Source organism: Bifidobacterium callimiconis, assembly GCF_003952005.1.
Classification (GTDB): Bacteria; Actinomycetota; Actinomycetes; order Actinomycetales; family Bifidobacteriaceae; genus Galliscardovia; species Galliscardovia callimiconis.
In genome coordinates, this window is the sequence record NZ_QXGJ01000005.1 from 138,156 (window position 1) to 155,468 (window position 17,313).

General features: G+C 61.3%; 12 protein-coding genes. 10 read left to right on the plus strand and 2 right to left on the minus strand.

The features are described 5' to 3' along the window. The first annotated feature begins 599 nt into the window (after positions 1-599). The gene (locus tag D2E23_RS06155) at positions 600-1,487 is read left to right on the plus strand and encodes a lysophospholipid acyltransferase family protein (protein ID WP_126030095.1); all 888 of its coding nucleotides are present in this window, start codon (positions 600-602) and stop codon (positions 1,485-1,487) included. Positions 1,488-2,076: 589 nt separating this feature from the next. Continuing rightward, entirely contained in the window at positions 2,077-2,811 is a 735-nt protein-coding gene (locus D2E23_RS06160) for an MIP/aquaporin family protein (RefSeq protein ID WP_126030096.1), read from the plus strand. Positions 2,812-3,157: 346 nt separating this feature from the next. Here the strand turns inward: D2E23_RS06160 and D2E23_RS06165 are convergent, their stop codons facing one another. Continuing rightward, positions 3,158-4,072, minus strand: coding sequence for a hypothetical protein (locus D2E23_RS06165; RefSeq protein ID WP_126030097.1), 915 nt, complete (start codon positions 4,070-4,072; stop codon positions 3,158-3,160). Positions 4,073-4,381: 309 nt separating this feature from the next. On the opposite strand from D2E23_RS06165, the gene D2E23_RS06170 reads away from it, so the two are divergent. From D2E23_RS06170 to D2E23_RS06200, 6 genes are all read left to right on the plus strand, one after another. After that, entirely contained in the window at positions 4,382-5,437 is a 1,056-nt protein-coding gene (locus D2E23_RS06170; protein WP_277596404.1) for a glutamyl-Q tRNA(Asp) synthetase, read from the plus strand. A gap of 205 nt (positions 5,438-5,642) precedes the next feature. Beyond that, positions 5,643-6,731, plus strand: a complete 1,089-nt coding sequence (locus tag D2E23_RS06175; RefSeq protein WP_126030099.1) for a class C sortase — start codon at positions 5,643-5,645, stop codon at positions 6,729-6,731. A gap of 457 nt (positions 6,732-7,188) precedes the next feature. Then, a complete protein-coding gene (locus D2E23_RS06180) occupies positions 7,189-10,749 on the plus strand; it encodes a DUF7604 domain-containing protein (protein WP_164520714.1) in 3,561 nt (1,186 codons plus the stop codon). A 103-nt stretch (positions 10,750-10,852) separates the two neighbouring features. Further along, positions 10,853-12,400 (plus strand): SpaH/EbpB family LPXTG-anchored major pilin, encoded by a 1,548-nt coding sequence (locus D2E23_RS06190; RefSeq protein ID WP_126030102.1) that lies wholly within the window; start codon positions 10,853-10,855, stop codon positions 12,398-12,400. A gap of 601 nt (positions 12,401-13,001) precedes the next feature. Next, the gene (locus D2E23_RS11700; protein ID WP_206432003.1) at positions 13,002-13,784 is read left to right on the plus strand and encodes an HTH domain-containing protein; all 783 of its coding nucleotides are present in this window, start codon (positions 13,002-13,004) and stop codon (positions 13,782-13,784) included. Positions 13,785-13,883: 99 nt separating this feature from the next. Continuing rightward, positions 13,884-14,747, plus strand: a complete 864-nt coding sequence (locus tag D2E23_RS06200; RefSeq protein WP_126030103.1) for a YggS family pyridoxal phosphate-dependent enzyme — start codon at positions 13,884-13,886, stop codon at positions 14,745-14,747. A gap of 80 nt (positions 14,748-14,827) precedes the next feature. Here D2E23_RS06200 and D2E23_RS06205 read toward each other — a convergent pair whose 3' ends face one another. Then, complete coding sequence (locus D2E23_RS06205) at positions 14,828-15,130, minus strand: hypothetical protein (protein WP_126030104.1); 303 nt, start codon at positions 15,128-15,130, stop codon at positions 14,828-14,830. Positions 15,131-15,527: 397 nt separating this feature from the next. Between D2E23_RS06205 and D2E23_RS11705 the strand changes: the two genes are divergently transcribed. Beyond that, a complete protein-coding gene (locus tag D2E23_RS11705; protein WP_206432004.1) occupies positions 15,528-16,082 on the plus strand; it encodes a hypothetical protein in 555 nt (184 codons plus the stop codon). Between the two features lie 87 nt (positions 16,083-16,169). Beyond that, on the plus strand, positions 16,170-16,985 hold the full coding sequence (locus D2E23_RS06215) for a fumarylacetoacetate hydrolase family protein (RefSeq protein WP_126030105.1): 816 nt from the start codon (positions 16,170-16,172) through the stop codon (positions 16,983-16,985). Positions 16,986-17,313: the final 328 nt, after the last annotated feature.

Sequence of the window (17,313 nt, forward strand, 5' to 3'; positions counted from 1 at the left end):
CGTTGGTTGGCGTTGACTGACGTTTTGAAGAACGGGAGATATGCGTTCCCAGTGCTTTGAACAGCATTGGAGCGTATGTCTCCCGTTTTTGCGTGTGGCGGTGATGCGGTTGCGCGTGTTCTGGGGTTATAGGGGCTTTTGTGGTGTTTATAACTGGGGTTTGAGCTTGCGGCAGTAGATGCATCAAGGTGTTATTTTCCTAGCAGGAACTAATGGCGCCTCGATGCGCTTACTGCTGCAGGTCCAAACTTAGAGCATAAACACCACGTTTAGTTCCTATAACCCTGTGCGTTGTGACTGGGGTTGTGGCTGTGACTGGTGTGATTGTGACTGGTGTGATTGCGTTTGGTTGAGGTTGTGTCTGTTTATGGTGTGTTCTGGTCTGTTTGCGGTATGAGCCCTCCCTCAGTCACGCTGCGCGTGACAGCTCCCTCCCTCGGAGGGAGCACCACGGGGTTGTGCGTCTTCTGCATGTGCTCCCTCCAAGGGAGGGAGCTGGCCGCCGGAGGCGGTCTGAGGGAGGGATCCATTCCTTGGACGGTTCCGATCGCACCTTGTCTCGCACAACCCCGCCCACACCTTGCGGCACAATGGGGAGCATGGTATCTCCCGGAAAACCCTCACCTCGCTCCGCAGTCAAGCCGTTGAGCGACGAACAGGTGGCCAGGCTGGCCCGCAAGCACAAGCTCGTCAATCCGATGCACAATCACCCCACCGGTCCGCGTCGCGACAACGTCGATGAGATCAATGCGCAGAACCCCAAGGCCACGCAGCGGCTGCTCGACGCCTGCGCGTGGGTGGTGCGCTCTCGGTGCAAGCCCAAGGCGTGGGGTTTGGAGAACGTGCCGGAGGAAGGCGTGTTCATCACCGCATGCACGCACGTCACCCTGTTCGACGTGTTCATCCCCATGGCGGCCATGTTCTATCAGGGGCGCAGGCCGCGCTATATGGCCAAGGCGGAGATGGCCAGTTGGCCGATCATCGGCAAATGGTTCCAGCTGGTGGGCATGCAGCCCGTGCCGCGGCGCAAGGGCGAGGCGCTGGCCATTGAGAACGAGTCGATCCGCATCCTTACCTCGGGGCGTCCGCTTACCATCTGGCCGGAAGGCACGCTCACGCGCGATCCGCAGAAGTGGCCGATGAGCCTCAAGCCCGGCATGGCATACATCGCGCTCGAGGCGTGCCGCAAGCTCGGCCGCGAGATTCCGATCTTCCCGGCCGCAACGTGGGGTGCGGCGAGCATCAACCACTGGTGGCCGTGGCCGCGCAAGAACGTGGTCATGGGCTACGGTTCCGCCATCGAGTACTCAGACCTGCTGGCCGACATGGATTCGTGGGGGAGCGCACCGCCCAAGGAGGCTGTGACCGAGCTGACCCGACGCGTGCGCGTGCGTCTCGAGGAGATCGAGGCCGAGATCCGCGGCGAGGAGCCCCCGGCCGAAGGCTACTGGGACTACCGCACCATGAAGCGCGTCCCCCGCAACTAGCCGACAAATAGGCCGTGGCTCCCCTCTTCGAGGGGAGCTGTCTGCGCAGCCGACTGAGGGGAGCGCGCTGCTGTTTCAGCCGCGATGCTCGAGCGGCGGAGCCGGTAAGGCGCGGCCGTAGGACGTCCTTTCTTGCCGGACTGGGGCCGCTGGCCGATCAAAACTGGTTGGTGTTTTTAGCGCAACTCCCCTCAGTCTGCCTTCGGCAGCCAGCTCCCCTCAAGGAGGGGAGCCGTCTCCTGTTACTCTGGCTCCCCTCCCGCGGAGGGGAGCTGTCCGGCCGTGCCGGACTGAGGGGAGTCCCGAATAGGTGAACGCTTCCGCTTTCCCTATACCACCATCACTTTCCTCACACCGCTTCCTTCGCGTCACCCTCCGCCGTCCTCACGTCCCCGCGACGTTCCGACGCCATCCTCGTTTGTCCTGAGCGCGGGTAGAATTGCGACTGTTTGCCATATATGGCATCAGTATCAGAGAGAGCATCGCGAATCCAAGGATCCTCGGGGACCCATGTCCGTTTTTTCACGGACGCCACAGGCCTCGAAGCGCATTACGGCGGATCGCACGTTTCAATACCTGAAGGACGATTGTGGAATACTCGCTTATGACCAAGCTTGCCGCCGAGTTCGTCGGCACGGCAATCCTCATGATCTTCGGCAACGGCTCCGTGGCCAACACCGAGCTCAAGAACACCAAGGGCTACCACGCCGGATGGCTGAACATCGCCATGGGCTACGGCTTCGGCGTGATGTTCCCCGTGCTCATGTTCGGTGGTGTCTCCGGCGCACACATCAACCCGGCCATGACGATCGCTCAGGCGGTCAACGGCATGTTCCCGTGGAACGAGGTCGCCCCCTACATCATCGCCCAGCTGCTGGGCGCCGCCGCCGGCCAGCTCGTGGTGTTCGCCACCTACTACCCGCACTACCGCGACACCGAGGACCCGGAGGCCATCTTCGCCACCTTCTCCACCACCGATGCTGAGGGTTCCCGCTTCAACTACTTCCTCAACGAGTTCTTCGGCACGCTCGTGCTCGTGCTCGGCGCCCTCTGCTGCCTGCTGCTGCCGTGGGGTGCCAAGGATCTCGCCGCCGCCTCGATCGTGGTCGGCTTCATCGTGTGGGGTCTGGTCACCTCGCTCGGCGGCCCGACCGGTCCTGGTCTGAACCCGGCCCGTGATCTCATGCCGCGCCTCCTGCACCAGCTTCTGCCGATTGCCCACAAGGGTGGCTCCCGCTGGAACGAGGCCTGGATCCCGGTCGTGGCCCCGATCGCCGGCGCCATCGTGGGTGCCTTCCTCTACAAGGTGCTCTTCGCCGCCTGATCCTAAGGATCTCGACGTCTTTTGAAAAGCCCGATGCCTTACGGCACCGGGCTTTTTCTTTTCCGGTTCGAGACCAGGGCCGTCACAATTCCCCTCGAAAGGGTTAGAACGCTCATTTTCGTCTGTTGTTTTCTCTTGAAAAATCGCAGAACTGCAAAGTATGGTTCTTTGACGCTTGGAATTCCAAGGGTGAGTTTGGTCTACTTTGCAGTTCTGCGATTTTTATTTTGAGCCGCATCGAAGCTCGATACCATTTGTTCGAAAAGTATTCGCTTTCTGTGCGCGAAACTGGTAAATTGTGAGATTTTGTGAAGCTCCCCACCGGATGGGCATTGTTGCCTCGTTCCTACAGTCGAAAACTCTGGTTCGTGCGTCTCATATCGCACGCATCCCACAAGGAAAGAGGCTTTTCTCGAACCTGAATATCGACGCCTTGCCTCTGAAACGTGATCCCGATGTTCTTCATGAACGCGAGCATCGCATCTTCGCTGCGCAACGTAGCTGCAGTCGCTACAAATGTGTGCCATCCAGCTGCGGTCCATCGGTTGCGTTTCTCCCAATCTGCTTCCCACTGTCGCTCGTTAGCGAGATGGTGCCGGCCATCGTATTCCAGAATGATCTTGTAGTCCGGGTATCCCATATCCGCATGGTTCATCCGATCATTTGTTTCTATGGGAAAGTTGACGTCTGGCCCCGGGAGTCCATACTGAATGGTGCTGATGCGCAGTGCTGATTCCATGGGTGAATCCGTATCCTCTCGCAGAACCGGCAAAACGCGTTTGAACCGGCGTTTACCTCGGAATGCTCCTCCGGCCGCAGCGAAATTCCGGAGCTCTTTGATGCTGGAGCGTTTGAGATCGTCGTTTCTGCATAGCAGTGAATCCCCGAATATGGCGAGCCCCTCAAAGTCCAGATGCGCGGCCATTTGCGCGAGCAGGGCTTCAGGACGCAGGCAAGGAATACCGGATACTTCGGTGACAATCGGAAGCATGGTGATCAAAGGCCATGTGTGCCAAATGACGCCGGCAAGATAGGGGCGTCTGTCGGTCGGGTCGGCAACGGTGACATGGACGCCATCGGCAAGTTTATGATGCTTCGGGGGTGTAATGCCCAACAACGCGCACGCCGTGGTATGGCTGAAGACTGCGGTCCCGGGAAGCTTGGGGAGCAGGGGTTGGAGGCGGGAGATCGTGGTCTGCTGGGTTGCCGCGAGTCGGGAGGCGAGGAGGTCGGTGCTGGGGATTCCGGTGAGTTCGTACATGGCTGCGAGCGTAGGCGCGTGCGCCAATTCTCGCTCGAGCGCCCAGTGAAAAAGTGGATAAGTGGAATAACCAAGGAGTTATCCACATTCCCTGTTCCCACTGCCCTCCCGCGATTCGGGTACACTCAGGGCGGAAACATCGTCATGGGTGAAGGACTGCGTGGAATGGCTGAATGTCGAATCGTTGATGGCGAGCATCGGAACGATCAGAATGATCGGGGTGCGCGCGTCGCACTTCCGACCTCCCCTTCCGTCCCTGATCTCCTGGACTTCTCCGTTCCCTCCGAACCGTCCGGATCTCAGCCCCGAGTGGGCCGCCTGGCCCCGTCTCCCACTGGCCGCATGCACATCGGCAACGTGTACGCAGCGCTCGCCGCGTGGTTGAGCGTGCGCGCCCCGCGCCCGAGCGATCCGAACGACGGTCATCGCCCCGGCCTCCTGCGCCTGCGCATCGAGGACGTCGACACCCCCCGAGTACGCAAGGACGCCGACCGCTGGATCATGGATGACCTGCATTGGCTCGGCTTGGATTGGGACGGCGACCCGGTGTACCAGTCCGAGCGCAACGACCTCTACGATCATGCGCTGCACGACCTGCGCGAAGCCGGCCTGCTCTACCCCTGCTTCTGCTCGCGCGCCGAGATCCGCGCCGCGTCGGCCCCGCAGGAGGGCGACGGCTACGTGATTTACCCCGGCACCTGTGCCCGACTCGATCCGGCCGAACGTGCCCGGCGGCTTGCGGAGGGACGCCGCCATTCCTGGCGCGTTCATCTGCCCGCCGTGGAACAGCGATTCGATGACGTGGTGTTCGGCGAGCAGCGGTTCGACTTGGCCCGCCAGATCGGTGACACGGTGCTGCGCCGTTCCGACGGCCTGTACGCGTATCAGCTGGCCGTAGTGGTGGATGACCTGCTGATGGGCGTGAACGATGTGGTGCGTGGCCGCGATCTGCTGCGTTCCACCGCTCTGCAGCTGTGGATCCGCGACCGCTTGGCGGAGAACGGATGGCAGCCTGTTGACGGCGTTGACAATTCTGGGGATCCCCACGCCGAAAACGTTCGCGATAGCGCGCACGTCCCCGCAGCCGCCAGCGTCCCCGCTCCCATCCGATTCGCGCACCTGCCGTTGGTGGATGATCCAAGCGGCAAGCGCCTGGCGAAACGCAACCGCGCGCTCGACCTTGGCGTGCTGCGCGAGGAGGGTGTGACCCCGGAGTCGGTGATCGGCTACTGTGCTTGGCTGCTGCGTCTGCGTGAAACCCCGCAGCCGGTGAGCGCGCACGATTTGCTGGCCGATTTCTCTTGGAATCCATTGCGCGCCGACCATGAAGATCGCGTCTGCGACCCGACCGTGTTGTTTGGTTAATTCCGCGAATCGCCTCCGCGAATTGCCGTTATTTGCGAACGGGGGTATGGCAAAGGAGGCGCCGGCGTTAGGATTGTGGCGTTGTGCTGCGTGACCTCCCGGTTGCCGCCGTGTCCGGTATGAACGACACGAAGGATACGGCCGGTATGACCGTCGGGAGATGTCTGACGTAGCCGACACAAATGCTTATGGATGGGAGTCGGTAATGTTCGGTGGTCGTTCCTCTCGGCGCGCAAGGTCCGGTGGCCGTCATGCGGGCGGCGAGTCGGCGTCGGCTTCCGCGTCGGCAGCTTCCGCCGTCTCCCCTACTCCTGCGTGGGTACCCACTCCGTTCGACGAGGCGATCGACATCACCGACGTCGTTCAGAATCAGCGTCGTCTGCGCCGCAATCTCATTGTCATGCGCGTGATCACCGCGCTGCTGCTTATCGCCGCCGTGTGCGTGGCGGGCTTCCCGCTGGCGCTGCAATATCAGTCGGCGCAGCGCTTGGCGCAGACGTCGAGCGACGCGCAGAAGCATGTGGCCGGCTGGCCGTATCCGAAGGCCGAGGAGGCGTTCAAGGCGGCGAAGGCGTACAACAAGCGGCTTGCGGCGTCCGGCCAGCCGGTGCTCGGCGAGGCGGTGGATCCGTTCACGGCGGCCGCCGGCGGCTCCAAGGCGAGCGACGAGGATTCCGCTTCGTCGAAGGATAAGGAATACCAGTCGCTGCTTGACTCTGGTAACGGCGTGATGGGCACGATCCGCATTCCCAAGGTGTCGATTGATCTGCCGATCTATCACGGCACGTCCGAGACGGCGCTCGCGTCGGGCGCCGGACATCTGTATGGGTCGAGCCTGCCGGTGGGCGGCAAGTCGACGCATTCGGTGATCACCGGACATCGTGGTCTGGTGGAGGCGATGATGTTCACGCGTCTGGATGAGTTGAAGAACGGTGATTTTTTCTACGTTGAGGTGATGGGTGAGAAGCTGGGCTATGAGGTGGATCGCATCACGGTGATCGAGCCGAATGACACGTCGCAGTTGAAGATCGTGCCGGGGGAGGATCGCGTGACATTGATGACGTGCACGCCGTACGGTGTGAACACGCATCGTCTGCTTGTGTCCGGACATCGCGTGGCGATTCCTGTGCCCGCGCCCGACCCGAACGATCTGCATGACGGTCGCACCGCGGGAATCATGACCGCGTCGATCATGCTGGCCGCCGGCTGGTTCCTCGTGACGCTGTTGCGTCGTCTGCGCCGCATGCCCTGGCGCGCCATGCACCACGCCAGCCTCTGGCCCCACCGCTGGTAGTCTTCCTATAATTCTGTGCTCCCTCCGAGGGAGGGAGCTGGCCGCCGCAGGCGGTCTGAGGGAGGGATTCCCTCCATTCACCTCCCCAAACTTTGCCTCAAAAGCGCGCACCGTCGCGCACAATCGCGCCCCCGATTATTGCAATGAGGTGAATTTTCGAGCCTCAAAACGACTTTTCCCTAACTCGGGGGTGCATGTCTGAATCGCTGCCATCCGTAGCCCAAGTGTCCGCCAATGGGGGTGCGACACGAAAGTTAGTGGGTATATAAGGGGTGGCGTGGGGTAGGGGGCTTCAGTCTACAGTGCCGTTCTGTTGGCACTGTTATGCGGCATGAGCATGCGTAGGGGTGCATGGCACTGCTGCAATCTAGCGCCCGGCAAGGCGCAGGAAGAAGACATGACGAGAATGAAGAAGAACGAGAAGCCAGGAAGGGTAGGGGGTATTGGGGCCCGCCTTGTGGCAGTCGCTTCTGCCGCGGCGATGTTCCTAGCCGTTGCCGTAAGCGGCACGGCCATCGCCGCTACGACCGAGTCTCCGTCGTCGTCCACGTCGCAGACGCAGACGACGCAGTCCGATCAGAAGACCTCGGACGCGAATTCCACCTCCGCGTCGGATGCGACCAAGTCGTCCACTCCGGCGCAGACCGAAACCTCCAAGTCCGGCAAGTCCACGACTGATGCCGCCATCTCCGACAGCAAGGTCGTCTCCAAGGACAAGCAGGCCGCCGCCACCCCGGCCCCCGCCTCCGTGGCCGCCGCCCCACAGGCGCGCGCCGCCGCATCGCAGGCCGGTTGCACGTATGCCAGCGAGAGCCTGCTCCAGCCCGTCTGCTGGATCGATATGGAATCGTTCGGTCAAAACCAGTCGAGCGGCACTACGCGAGATATGACCATCGATCTTGGCGGCGGATATACGCTGTCGTTCACTGCCAAGTACACCAGCGGTGGCGGCAGTCAGACTTTGAGCGCGACCGCCGCTCCCATTAGCTGGTCGACCGGTGACGGCGGCCACGCCGCATTCGGCCAGGAACTGTATGCCGGCATCGCCGGTAAGGGCAAACCGGTGCTGTACACCAGCCAGATGAAACAGGGTTCCGGCACGGTTGCATTGAGCAACATTCGACTGACGAAGAATGGCGCGGATGCGTCCAACGTCAAGTATTCGCTGGTCATGGCCGATGGCGAGAGCACGGCCGAGCACGAGTCCATGACTTATACGTCCGATGTGGCGATCAACGGTTTCGCACAGTCCGCAGGTTATGGCATGTGTGATGTGTCCGGCGAGGGCACAAGAGAGGTCACATGCGTCGGCAAGAACCAGGACAGCGGTGATAACGGACAGGTTCAGGGCATTCGCCTGTTCAAGACCGATAACCCCAGTAGCGTCTCCGTCAAGTTGCAGGGCAATCAGGAAGGTGTCGTGTTCGGCGTGCTGACCGCCTCCGCGGACACTGAGATCAGGTCCAATGGCGTCGCCAACGGCGATGCTGGATCCTTCACCGCCACGGTGACCACTGAAGACAAGGCTTCCGAGTCCGTTACGCAGACCGGTGCCGGCAGCTCCAACAGCCAGGTCATCCAGATGCTTTCCGAACAGGACTCCGCCAAGGGCGTGACCTTCACCCTCACCGGCGCAGATCCGAGCAAGTACACGGTGACGTTCGCGTGCACGAACGGTTCACAGCAGTGCACCAGCGCCTCCGCCGCCCAGTACAACGAGTCGACCAAGACCTGGACCGCAACCGCCAAGGTCAACGCACTCGGTTCCGCACACGGCAAGTGGGTCGTGTCCCCGAAGCTCGGCGCTCCGGAGCATCACAAGCGCATCAAGAGCAACAATGACGGTACGTACACGCTGAACCTCGACGTGGTGGGCAACTCCACCGAGTCGACCCAGACTGTCACCACCCCGCTGGACATCAGCCTCGTGCTCGACGTTTCGGGATCGATGGATGATCAATTCTCCAACAGTGATTCGACCCACAAAATCAGCGCTCTGAAGAACGCGGCTAACGCATTCATCGATGCCACGGCAAAGGCCAACGAATCGCTGCCTGCCGGTGCGGAGAAGAACCAGATTGCTCTGGTGAAGTTTGCTGGTGATGAGAACGACAACGTCGGCGATGATACATACCGAGATGGTCGGTATACATACAACTATTCGCAGATCGTCAGCAAGCTTACCGATAACCTCAGTGGTTTGAAGACGAGCGTAAATGCTCTTAATCCGGGCGGCGCAACGCGAGCTGACTATGGCCTTGCCAAGGCCCAGGAAAGCCTGACCGAAGCCAACGGAGCTCGTGCGGACGCCAAAAAGGTGGTCATCTTCTTCACTGATGGCAAGCCTACTGCGAACAGCGAGTTTGAGGACGACGTGGCCAACAATGCCATTCTCAAGGCTGGCGCATTGAAGAACGACGATACGACTGTGTACAGCATCGGCGTCTTCAGCGGCGCAGATCCGTCCGATACGAGTACGAATACGAACGCGTACATGAACGCGGTCTCCAGCAACTACCCGTATGCGACGACCTACGAGACTCTGGGCGCTCGCGCCGAGAACGCCGACTATTACAAGGCGGCCTCGAACGCCAGTGACCTGAACAAGATCTTCTCCGACATTCAGCAAGAGATCGTGACCGGATCCTCGTACACCAACGTGGCCATCACCGATACGCTGTCGAAGTACGTGAAGCAGCACAACATCGTGACGGAAGGCAAAGCCGATGCCAATGGCTTCAAGCATGTGAAGTCCGGAGTGAAGCTGAATGTCAAGGACTCCAGCGGCAAGACCGTGACCCTCGACTCGAGCAAGTACACGATCCTTTTCAACGAGGCAGGCCATGGCACTGTCAAGGTGCAGTTTGCTTCCGGCTACAAGCTGGAAAAGGGCTACACGTACACGCTTGCCTACGATGTGGAACTCACCCAGACCGCATATGACGAATACGTCGATGAGTCCAAGGGGTATAACGCCACCGGTGATAAGGACACCGATATTGCCGGCAATACGACCTCTTCCGATCAGTCCGGCTTCCACAGCAACGATTCGGCGACGGTCACTTATACCGCCAATGGTCGTACTGACACCGAGCTGTACCCGCACCCGGTGGTTCAGGCCAAGAGCGGCAACATCAAGGTGACCAAGAACTGGAAGCCCGCCGAATCCGCTCCGGCCGACGGCAACGCCTCGGTGACGGTCGACCTGTACAAGGGCGAGTCCGCAACCGGCAATCCGTTCAAGAGCCTCACCATCAAGAAGGGTGAGGACGGGCAGTGGGCTGGCACGTTCGAGAAGCTTGCCCCCGGCACCTACTACCTGCAGGAAGCTCCGGTAAACGGATACACCGCATCGTACAAGGACCAGACCGTGACGATTAAGGCTGCGGATCTGTGGACCGACAACGACACGGTGAAGACCTACGGGGCCACGGTCACCAACACCCGTAACACGGTGGATCTGGCCGAGGGCAAGATTCCGGTGAATAAGACGCTTGCCGGTCGTGACTGGAAGAACAACGATTCCTTCAGCTTCACGATCAAGGCCGCCGACGATTCCGCAAAGAACACGCCGCTGCCCGATCCGACCACGGTGACGATTGACAACAAGTCCACGGCCGTGACCGGACAGGACAAGACCAAGACCGCCAACTTCGGCAAGATCACCTACAACGCGACCGGTGACTACAAGTACGTGGTTACCGAAACCAAGGGCGACATCAAGGGACTGCACTACTCACAGGCCTCCTACACCGTGACGGTGAAGGTGGAAGCCAACGATGACGGTTCGCTGAAAACGCCGACTGTGACGATCACGCCGACGGCTTCCGATGACGGTACTGCGATCACCGACGGCAAGTCCGTGGATGCCGCAGCCTTCACCAATGCCTACGTGGCTGTGTCCCAGCTGCCGCTAACCGGTGGCACCACGGGACGGGCCTGGCTGGTTGCCAGCGGTGTGCTGCTGGCGATGGCCGGAGCAAGCTACGCGGTGTGGCGCAAGCGTCAGATGGCGTGAGGTTCGGTTCCGAACAGAACAAGATTTGCGGTCGTGGAAGGCGTGAGTCTTCCGCCTCCGCGACCCATAAGAAATATCAAGTAAGGAAAGAGAGGGTTTTCTCATGAAGTTGAGGAAGCTTTTCGCGGGCGTCGCTGCTGCGGCGACCCTGCTCGGTGGCATGGCCTTCGGCGCCGCCACCGCCAACGCGGCTGAAACTGTTGTTTCGGATAATGCCAAGTTCACCTTCACCGCCACCGATACCAAGCAGCTGACCGGTCGTACGCTTGAAGCCTACAAGCTGGCCGATTACGTGAACTACGGTGGTGATTCTGCCACCTACGGTGTAAAGACCGCCACCACCGTTACTGATGTTTCTGCCATCAAGGCAGCGCTGACCGCCGCTGGCGCTGAGGTTCCGAACAATGTGACCGACTACATGCAGTGGGCGCTGTCCAACGGCAAGCTGGATGTGGATCAGCCTGATGCTAATGGAGCGTGGGCGAACACCTCCACTTCCCGTAAGTTTGTGGAATCCCTGAAGACCGCCACCGACAAGCTCGGTAATGCCACTGAGAAGACGCTGAAGGCCGATCAGTCCGGCAAGTCCGCCACAGTGGAGCTGCCTGCTGGCGTGTACCTGTTCCTCGATAAGGATTCCACCGGCACCAACGTCAATGCGACTCCGACCATTGCCATCCTCGTTGCTTCCGGTTCCATCAAGGGCGGTGTCCTGACTGATCCGACCGCTGGCGCTACCATCCAGCTGAAGAACCAGATCACCGCTGTGACCAAGCTCGTCAACGGCAAGGAGTCCACCACCGCGTCCGTCGGTCAGACCGTGACCTACACGATCTCCAGCAAGCTGCCGCAGAACACGCAGTACTACACCGACTACGACTACACCTACACCGATACCCCGTCTGCCGGCCAGACCGTGAACGTTGACAGCCTTAAGGTCACCGTGGACGGCGTTAAGGACGCGCTGACCAAGGATACCGACTACACCGTCACCGCCAACAAGGCTGGTTCCTTCACCGTGACGATCAAGAAGGCCGTGCTCGACGTCAACAACGGCAAGGCCATTACCCTTACGTACACCGCCAAGGTCACTGAAGCTGAAGCCGCTGGAGACAAGGCCGTGACCAACAAGGTCGTGCTTTCCGACAAGGGCGCTCAGGCTGAGGACACCACTTCCATCACCAACGCCGGATTCAGCTTCACCAAGACCGACGCTCAGGGCGATGCCCTGCAGGGTGCCACCTTCACCATCGCTGCTAAGGACAGCGGTGCGACTCCGGCCGAGCCGGGTTCCGCCACCGCTACCTCTGCGGCCAACGGTGCTGTGAGCTTCAAGGGTCTGGCCGACGGTACCTACACCGTTACCGAGACCGCCTTCCCGAACGGCTACCAGCACACTGCTGCCGCCTTTGAAGTGACCATTGCCGGCGGCAAGGTGACCAACATCAAGGGCACCGATATCTTCGGTCTTGCCGGTAATGCGACGACCGATGCCGGCTACTCGGTCAAGAACGTGAAGAACCTTTCCGAGCTGCCGAAGACCGGTGCCGCGGGCATTGCTATGTTCGTGGCTCTGGGTGTGATGCTGGCTGGCGCCGCCGCCACGGTGTACGCCAAGTCCCGTCGCACCAACGCTGCGCTGCACGCCTGAGTGATCGGGCGCTGAGAGGCGCGTAGCCCTCCCTCGGTCACGCGTTGCGTGACAGCTCCCTCCCATGGAGGGAGCACGATACGGAGGAATCCCTCTGTGGTCACGCTTGGCACGACAGCAGCTCCCTCCCTTGGAGGGAGCGCGTGGGGGAGGACAGCCTCCCTCGGTCTGGCAGCCCCCTATGAGGTGGCCTCCGATGGAGGGGAAGTGCAAAAACCGCCGAAAGGCCGGGGTCGAACTAATCATTCGATCCCGGCCATTCGTGCATCCAGTGGACAATGCATTCCACATCATCCCTGAAAGTCCTGAAAAGTCAATCATCACCCCGCTTCAAAGGGGTATGGCGAGAGGGGTTTGAGGGGTATAATGCAAAACAGATCTGATGCCGTATGAGATAAAGCGCTGCAGCCGGTTTCGCAACGTTGCGTCCCCAGACATCATCATGATGCGCCCCGCCGTCGGCAGCGCCCCATCGCAACATCGCCGCCGCGTCCGCATCAATCCCATAACGCAAGGCCCGCGAGTCATGACGGGCGTTGCAATGCGCGCGCATCGGTTTTCACGCGCAAACCTGGCAAAAATCCATATGAGGGGGAAACTCATGAGAACCGGTGAATTCACCCAAGAGGAGATCACCTACCTGAGGTCGTTGCGGGCCGTGGCGCGCGTATCGAACGGCCGCATCCGGTACACCGAGGAGTTCAAACGCGAATGCATGCGCCGATACGCGGCGGGCGAATCCCCGGCACGCATCTTCCGTGACGCGGGACTCGACTCGGCGCTGATCGGTTACAAGCGCATCGAACGCTGCATTTCACGCTGGCGCGGCATGGAAAGTGCTCCCAAGGAGTCCTCATCGTCCGCATCCTCGTCTTCCGCCAGCACTGCCGACAATCACGCCCAGACCGGCGACGACTATTCCGACGAGGCGTTCTCGCCGAATCTGGTCGTCCGTTCCGGCCGCCGTGACCTTCGCGACCTGCTGATCGCCCAGCAGGTGCGCCGCATCGCCGAACTCGAACACGAAGTGGCCGAACTGCGCACCGAAGTGCTCGCGGCCATCGACCACAGTGACGGCAGCGCCGGTCGCGCAGCCGAGGTGAACGGCCTGACGGACCTTACTCCCACGCCAATTGCCAATCCGGCTGCCACGACAACCGCCGACTCCGAAACATCCCGGGGGGGGGGCGTCTCTATGACAGTTTCGAAGGCGTCGTCTCCACTCTGGCGAGCCTTCCGCTGCCGACGTTCTTCCATCACGGCGCCGCCGTGCTCTCCTGCATGGCATAACGGAACACCTCACGCCGATCGTATCGGTCGCATCGATCGGATGGATCATGCACGAGCTGATCGGGTGGTGCGGCAACGTCGCAAAGCGTACTAGCATAGCGTGCAGTAGCCTTGCCGACGCCTGCACCTTCCACGCGAGCGACGTCCGGCGAGGCATATGACAACGGCATACGACAAGGGGAAGCGGACCGCGATGGTTGCATACATGGAGCACAAGAATCTGGCCAACGAGACGATCGACGACGAGCGCAAACAGCAGATCGCCGACGGCGTACACAAGGTGCTCGACGGCATCGCCGCCGCTGAGTCCGGCGCCGGCCGTGCTGCCGGATCCGTGCGACTGCTCGCCGCCACCAAAACGCGTGACGTCGGCGAGATCATGGCCGCCATCGACGCCGGCGTGCGCATGATCGGCGAGAACCGTCCGCAGGAGATCGAAGTCAAGGCCCCCGGCCTCGTCCGCCAGTGCGCAAGCCGCGGATTCGCGCTCGGCGAGGCCATGAACGCCGGCACCGACGACGCGCAGGCCGCCATCGAGGCTCTCGGCAACACGTCCGCCGCCGATCTCACCCCGCTGCCGTTCCACCTGATCGGCCAGCTGCAGTCCAACAAGATCAACAAGGTGCTGCCGCACGTCACCACCATCGAATCCGTGGACAACCTCGCCCTCGCGCAGAAGATCGCCAAGCGTGCAGTGACCCGCGGCATCACCGTTGGCGTACTGCTCGAAGTCAACGAATCCGGCGAGGAAAGCAAGTCCGGCTGCGAACCCACCGAAGCCGCCGACCTGGCCGCGCAGATCGCCGAACTCGACGGCCTCCACCTCGAAGGCCTCATGACCATCGGCGCGCACGTGCACGACGAGGCCGTGATCCGCCGCGGATTCGCCCACCTGCGCGAGACCCGCGACGCACTGCTCGCATCCGGCGATTCCGCGCTCGCCGACTGCCGCGAGCTGTCGATGGGCATGACGCAGGACATGGCGATCGCCATCAGCGAGGGGTCCACCATCGTGCGCGTGGGCACCGCCATCTTCGGCGAGCGCGCATTCATCTGACGGGCGTCCGCCGGGCGGCTGATGGGGTGCTGTCGGACGGCCGCCAGCCGTGTTTATCAAGACCTTCATTCGAGCCGCGTTCAGCCGGATTGCAATTGCAGCGGCTGATCGCAGCCGGTCGCGTTGAACTGCGGCGGTTGCGCTGAAATTGTGGCGGTCGCCACCGCTTTCATGACGTCATCATCGTATTTGTGATTCGATCGTTTTATGCCGATCCGGTGATCGTCCGGCGACCATTCGGTGATCGAATCGCGGACGTATGTCCATATATATACGGAGCTTGTGGGCAGGCCGAGCGGTGCGATCCGCAACCGTGGTTCGTGGTGATACTTTTTGCTGCGAGGCGATCGAAGTCGATCGTTTTCGTTTTCAATCGTCCGCATACGATCGGAACACGCCGTGAAAAGGGTGTGACAGGGTGGGTGTCGACCACATTGCCCCCTTGTCAAATACCCTCGTTGAAATCTTCGACCGGGGTGGTTCAGAGTTCAAATTTCACCAAAAATATGACGAAGATTACATTTTTTACATCACTTCATGCTTGAGATGTCAAAAACGGGGGTATAACTAACTGATAAGGGGTCATCGATACGTGGTGTATTATCAGGTGGATTCCCAACGCACACTTTTGAATAACCACAGGAGTGCTGCACAACGAAGACAGAGGTGAATCGAACAGGCACCGGCTCCCGTCATTCCTGACGGGGGGGGGTGATAGTTGCCGTGCGGGGAACGGTCCCCCGAGCGTGTGGTTTTCCTGCGTGGCAAAGGAGGATGGACATGATGGAGCGTAAGAAGTTTACGCGCAAGCAGGCGGCATATCTGCGCTCGCTGCCTGCCGTGGAGCGGGTGGTCGACGGACGCGTCACCTATTCCGAGTCGTTCAAGCGACACTGCATGCGGCGTTACGCGGCCGGAGACTCCCCGGCCGTGATCTTCCGCGAGGCCGGACTCGACTCCAGCGTGATCGGCTACAAGCGCATCGAACGGTGCATCGCCCGCTGGCGCAAGACCATCATGCCGTCCATGGAGGAATCCGGCGAACTCACGCCCGAAACCATCGCCGAAGAGGCGGCCGGCGTGGTCAGCGCGGAATCCGAACCGTTCCGCATGTCCTACGAAAAGCTGCTGGAACGACAGATCAACCGCATCGACGAACTCGAACACGAACTCAGCTCCCTGCGCCGCCAGCTCGTCCGTCAGCAGAAGCAGGCGCTCGCCGAACGCGACAAGGAGATGCGTGAGAGGGTCGCCCGTCAGGCGAACGCGCAGCAGATCGGCGATCACAACGCAGGCGCCGACCTGACTGACCCGGCCGACTCGGCTGAAATGTGATCTGGCGGCCGGCGTCGTACTGGCGGCCGGCGGCTGACGGCTGACGGCTGACGGCGTAAACGACGGACCACGGCATACACTGGTCGTATGAGAATCGCACGTTTTTCCCTCAACGACAAAGTCCGCTACGCATTCGTGCAGACCGACGAGAACGACGGCAAGGACTATCTGGTGGCCCTTGACGGATTCCCGCTCGGCGCCCAGGAGGTCAAGCCCACCGGCGAACGCTACGCCGTGGACTCCGACGGCATCCGTCTGCTCGCCCCCATCATCCCGTCCAAGGTGTTCGGCCTGGCCAAGAACTATCAGGCGCACACCGAATTCATGGCCAACAAGGGCCTGTCCGACATCAAGGTCGCACCCGAGGAGATGGTGATCTTCACCAAGCCGTCCACCTCCGTGATCGGACCCGACGATCCGATCGTGATCCCCAGCTTCTCCAACGACATGAACTACGAGCCCGAAGTGGCCGTGATCATCGGACGCATCGCCAAGAACGTGCCCGTCGAAAAGGCCATGGACTACGTGCTCGGCTACACCTGCGTGAACGACGTGACGCTGCGCGACGTGCAGGGCTTCGACCCCATGTGGACGCGCGCCAAGGGATTCGACACCTCCTGCCCGCTCGGCCCGTGGATCCAGACCGACCTCGACTGGGCCAACACGCACATCGGCTTCAGCCTCAACGGCGAAGTGGTGCCCGAAGCCGCCGGAACCACCGCCGGACTGATCCACTCCATCCCCGCGCAGATCGCGGCCATCTCCCAGTTCTCCACGCTGCTGCCCGGCGACGTGATCCTCACCGGCACGCCCAACGCGTCCGGCACTCTGCGCCCCGGCGACGAGGCGATCGTGCACGTGGAAGGCATCGGCGACCTGCGCAACGTGGTCGTCCGCGGCTGACGGCATCACGCGGAAGACGGGGCGCCGACGGGGTTGGGCGACCTCCCCTCAGTCGGCTGCGCCGACAGCTCCCCTCCGGCGGGGAGGGGAGCTTCTGGTGTCGGGACTCATATGCCGGTGTTGGGTTTTAGGCTCTGGCTCCCCTCGTTGATGAGGGGAGCTGTCCGCCGTACGGCGGACTGAGGGGAGTCCCCGAATCCTCGTCCCCTGGATCTCCCCACGCGGCACGAACGTCGTTTCGGCACTAGGGGATCTCCTGAATCCTCCTTGGACGTCCTCATTGCCCATATCCTGCATCGCCGCCCCGCCATCTCAGCGTTCTTTCAGC

What these genes read in the sequence shown, in the direction of transcription:
- D2E23_RS06155 (WP_126030095.1), top strand. Translation starts at nt 600, where the DNA reads ATGGTATCTCCCGGAAAACCCTCACCTCGCTCCGCAGTCAAGCCGTTG.
- D2E23_RS06165 (WP_126030097.1), bottom strand. Translation starts at nt 4,072, where the DNA reads ATGTACGAACTCACCGGAATCCCCAGCACCGACCTCCTCGCCTCCCGA.
- D2E23_RS06175 (WP_126030099.1), top strand. Translation starts at nt 5,643, where the DNA reads ATGTTCGGTGGTCGTTCCTCTCGGCGCGCAAGGTCCGGTGGCCGTCAT.
- D2E23_RS06190 (WP_126030102.1), top strand. Translation starts at nt 10,853, where the DNA reads ATGAAGTTGAGGAAGCTTTTCGCGGGCGTCGCTGCTGCGGCGACCCTG.
- D2E23_RS11700 (WP_206432003.1), top strand. Translation starts at nt 13,002, where the DNA reads ATGAGAACCGGTGAATTCACCCAAGAGGAGATCACCTACCTGAGGTCG.
- D2E23_RS06200 (WP_126030103.1), top strand. Translation starts at nt 13,884, where the DNA reads ATGGTTGCATACATGGAGCACAAGAATCTGGCCAACGAGACGATCGAC.
- D2E23_RS06205 (WP_126030104.1), bottom strand. Translation starts at nt 15,130, where the DNA reads ATGCGGACGATTGAAAACGAAAACGATCGACTTCGATCGCCTCGCAGC.
- D2E23_RS11705 (WP_206432004.1), top strand. Translation starts at nt 15,528, where the DNA reads ATGATGGAGCGTAAGAAGTTTACGCGCAAGCAGGCGGCATATCTGCGC.
- D2E23_RS06215 (WP_126030105.1), top strand. Translation starts at nt 16,170, where the DNA reads ATGAGAATCGCACGTTTTTCCCTCAACGACAAAGTCCGCTACGCATTC.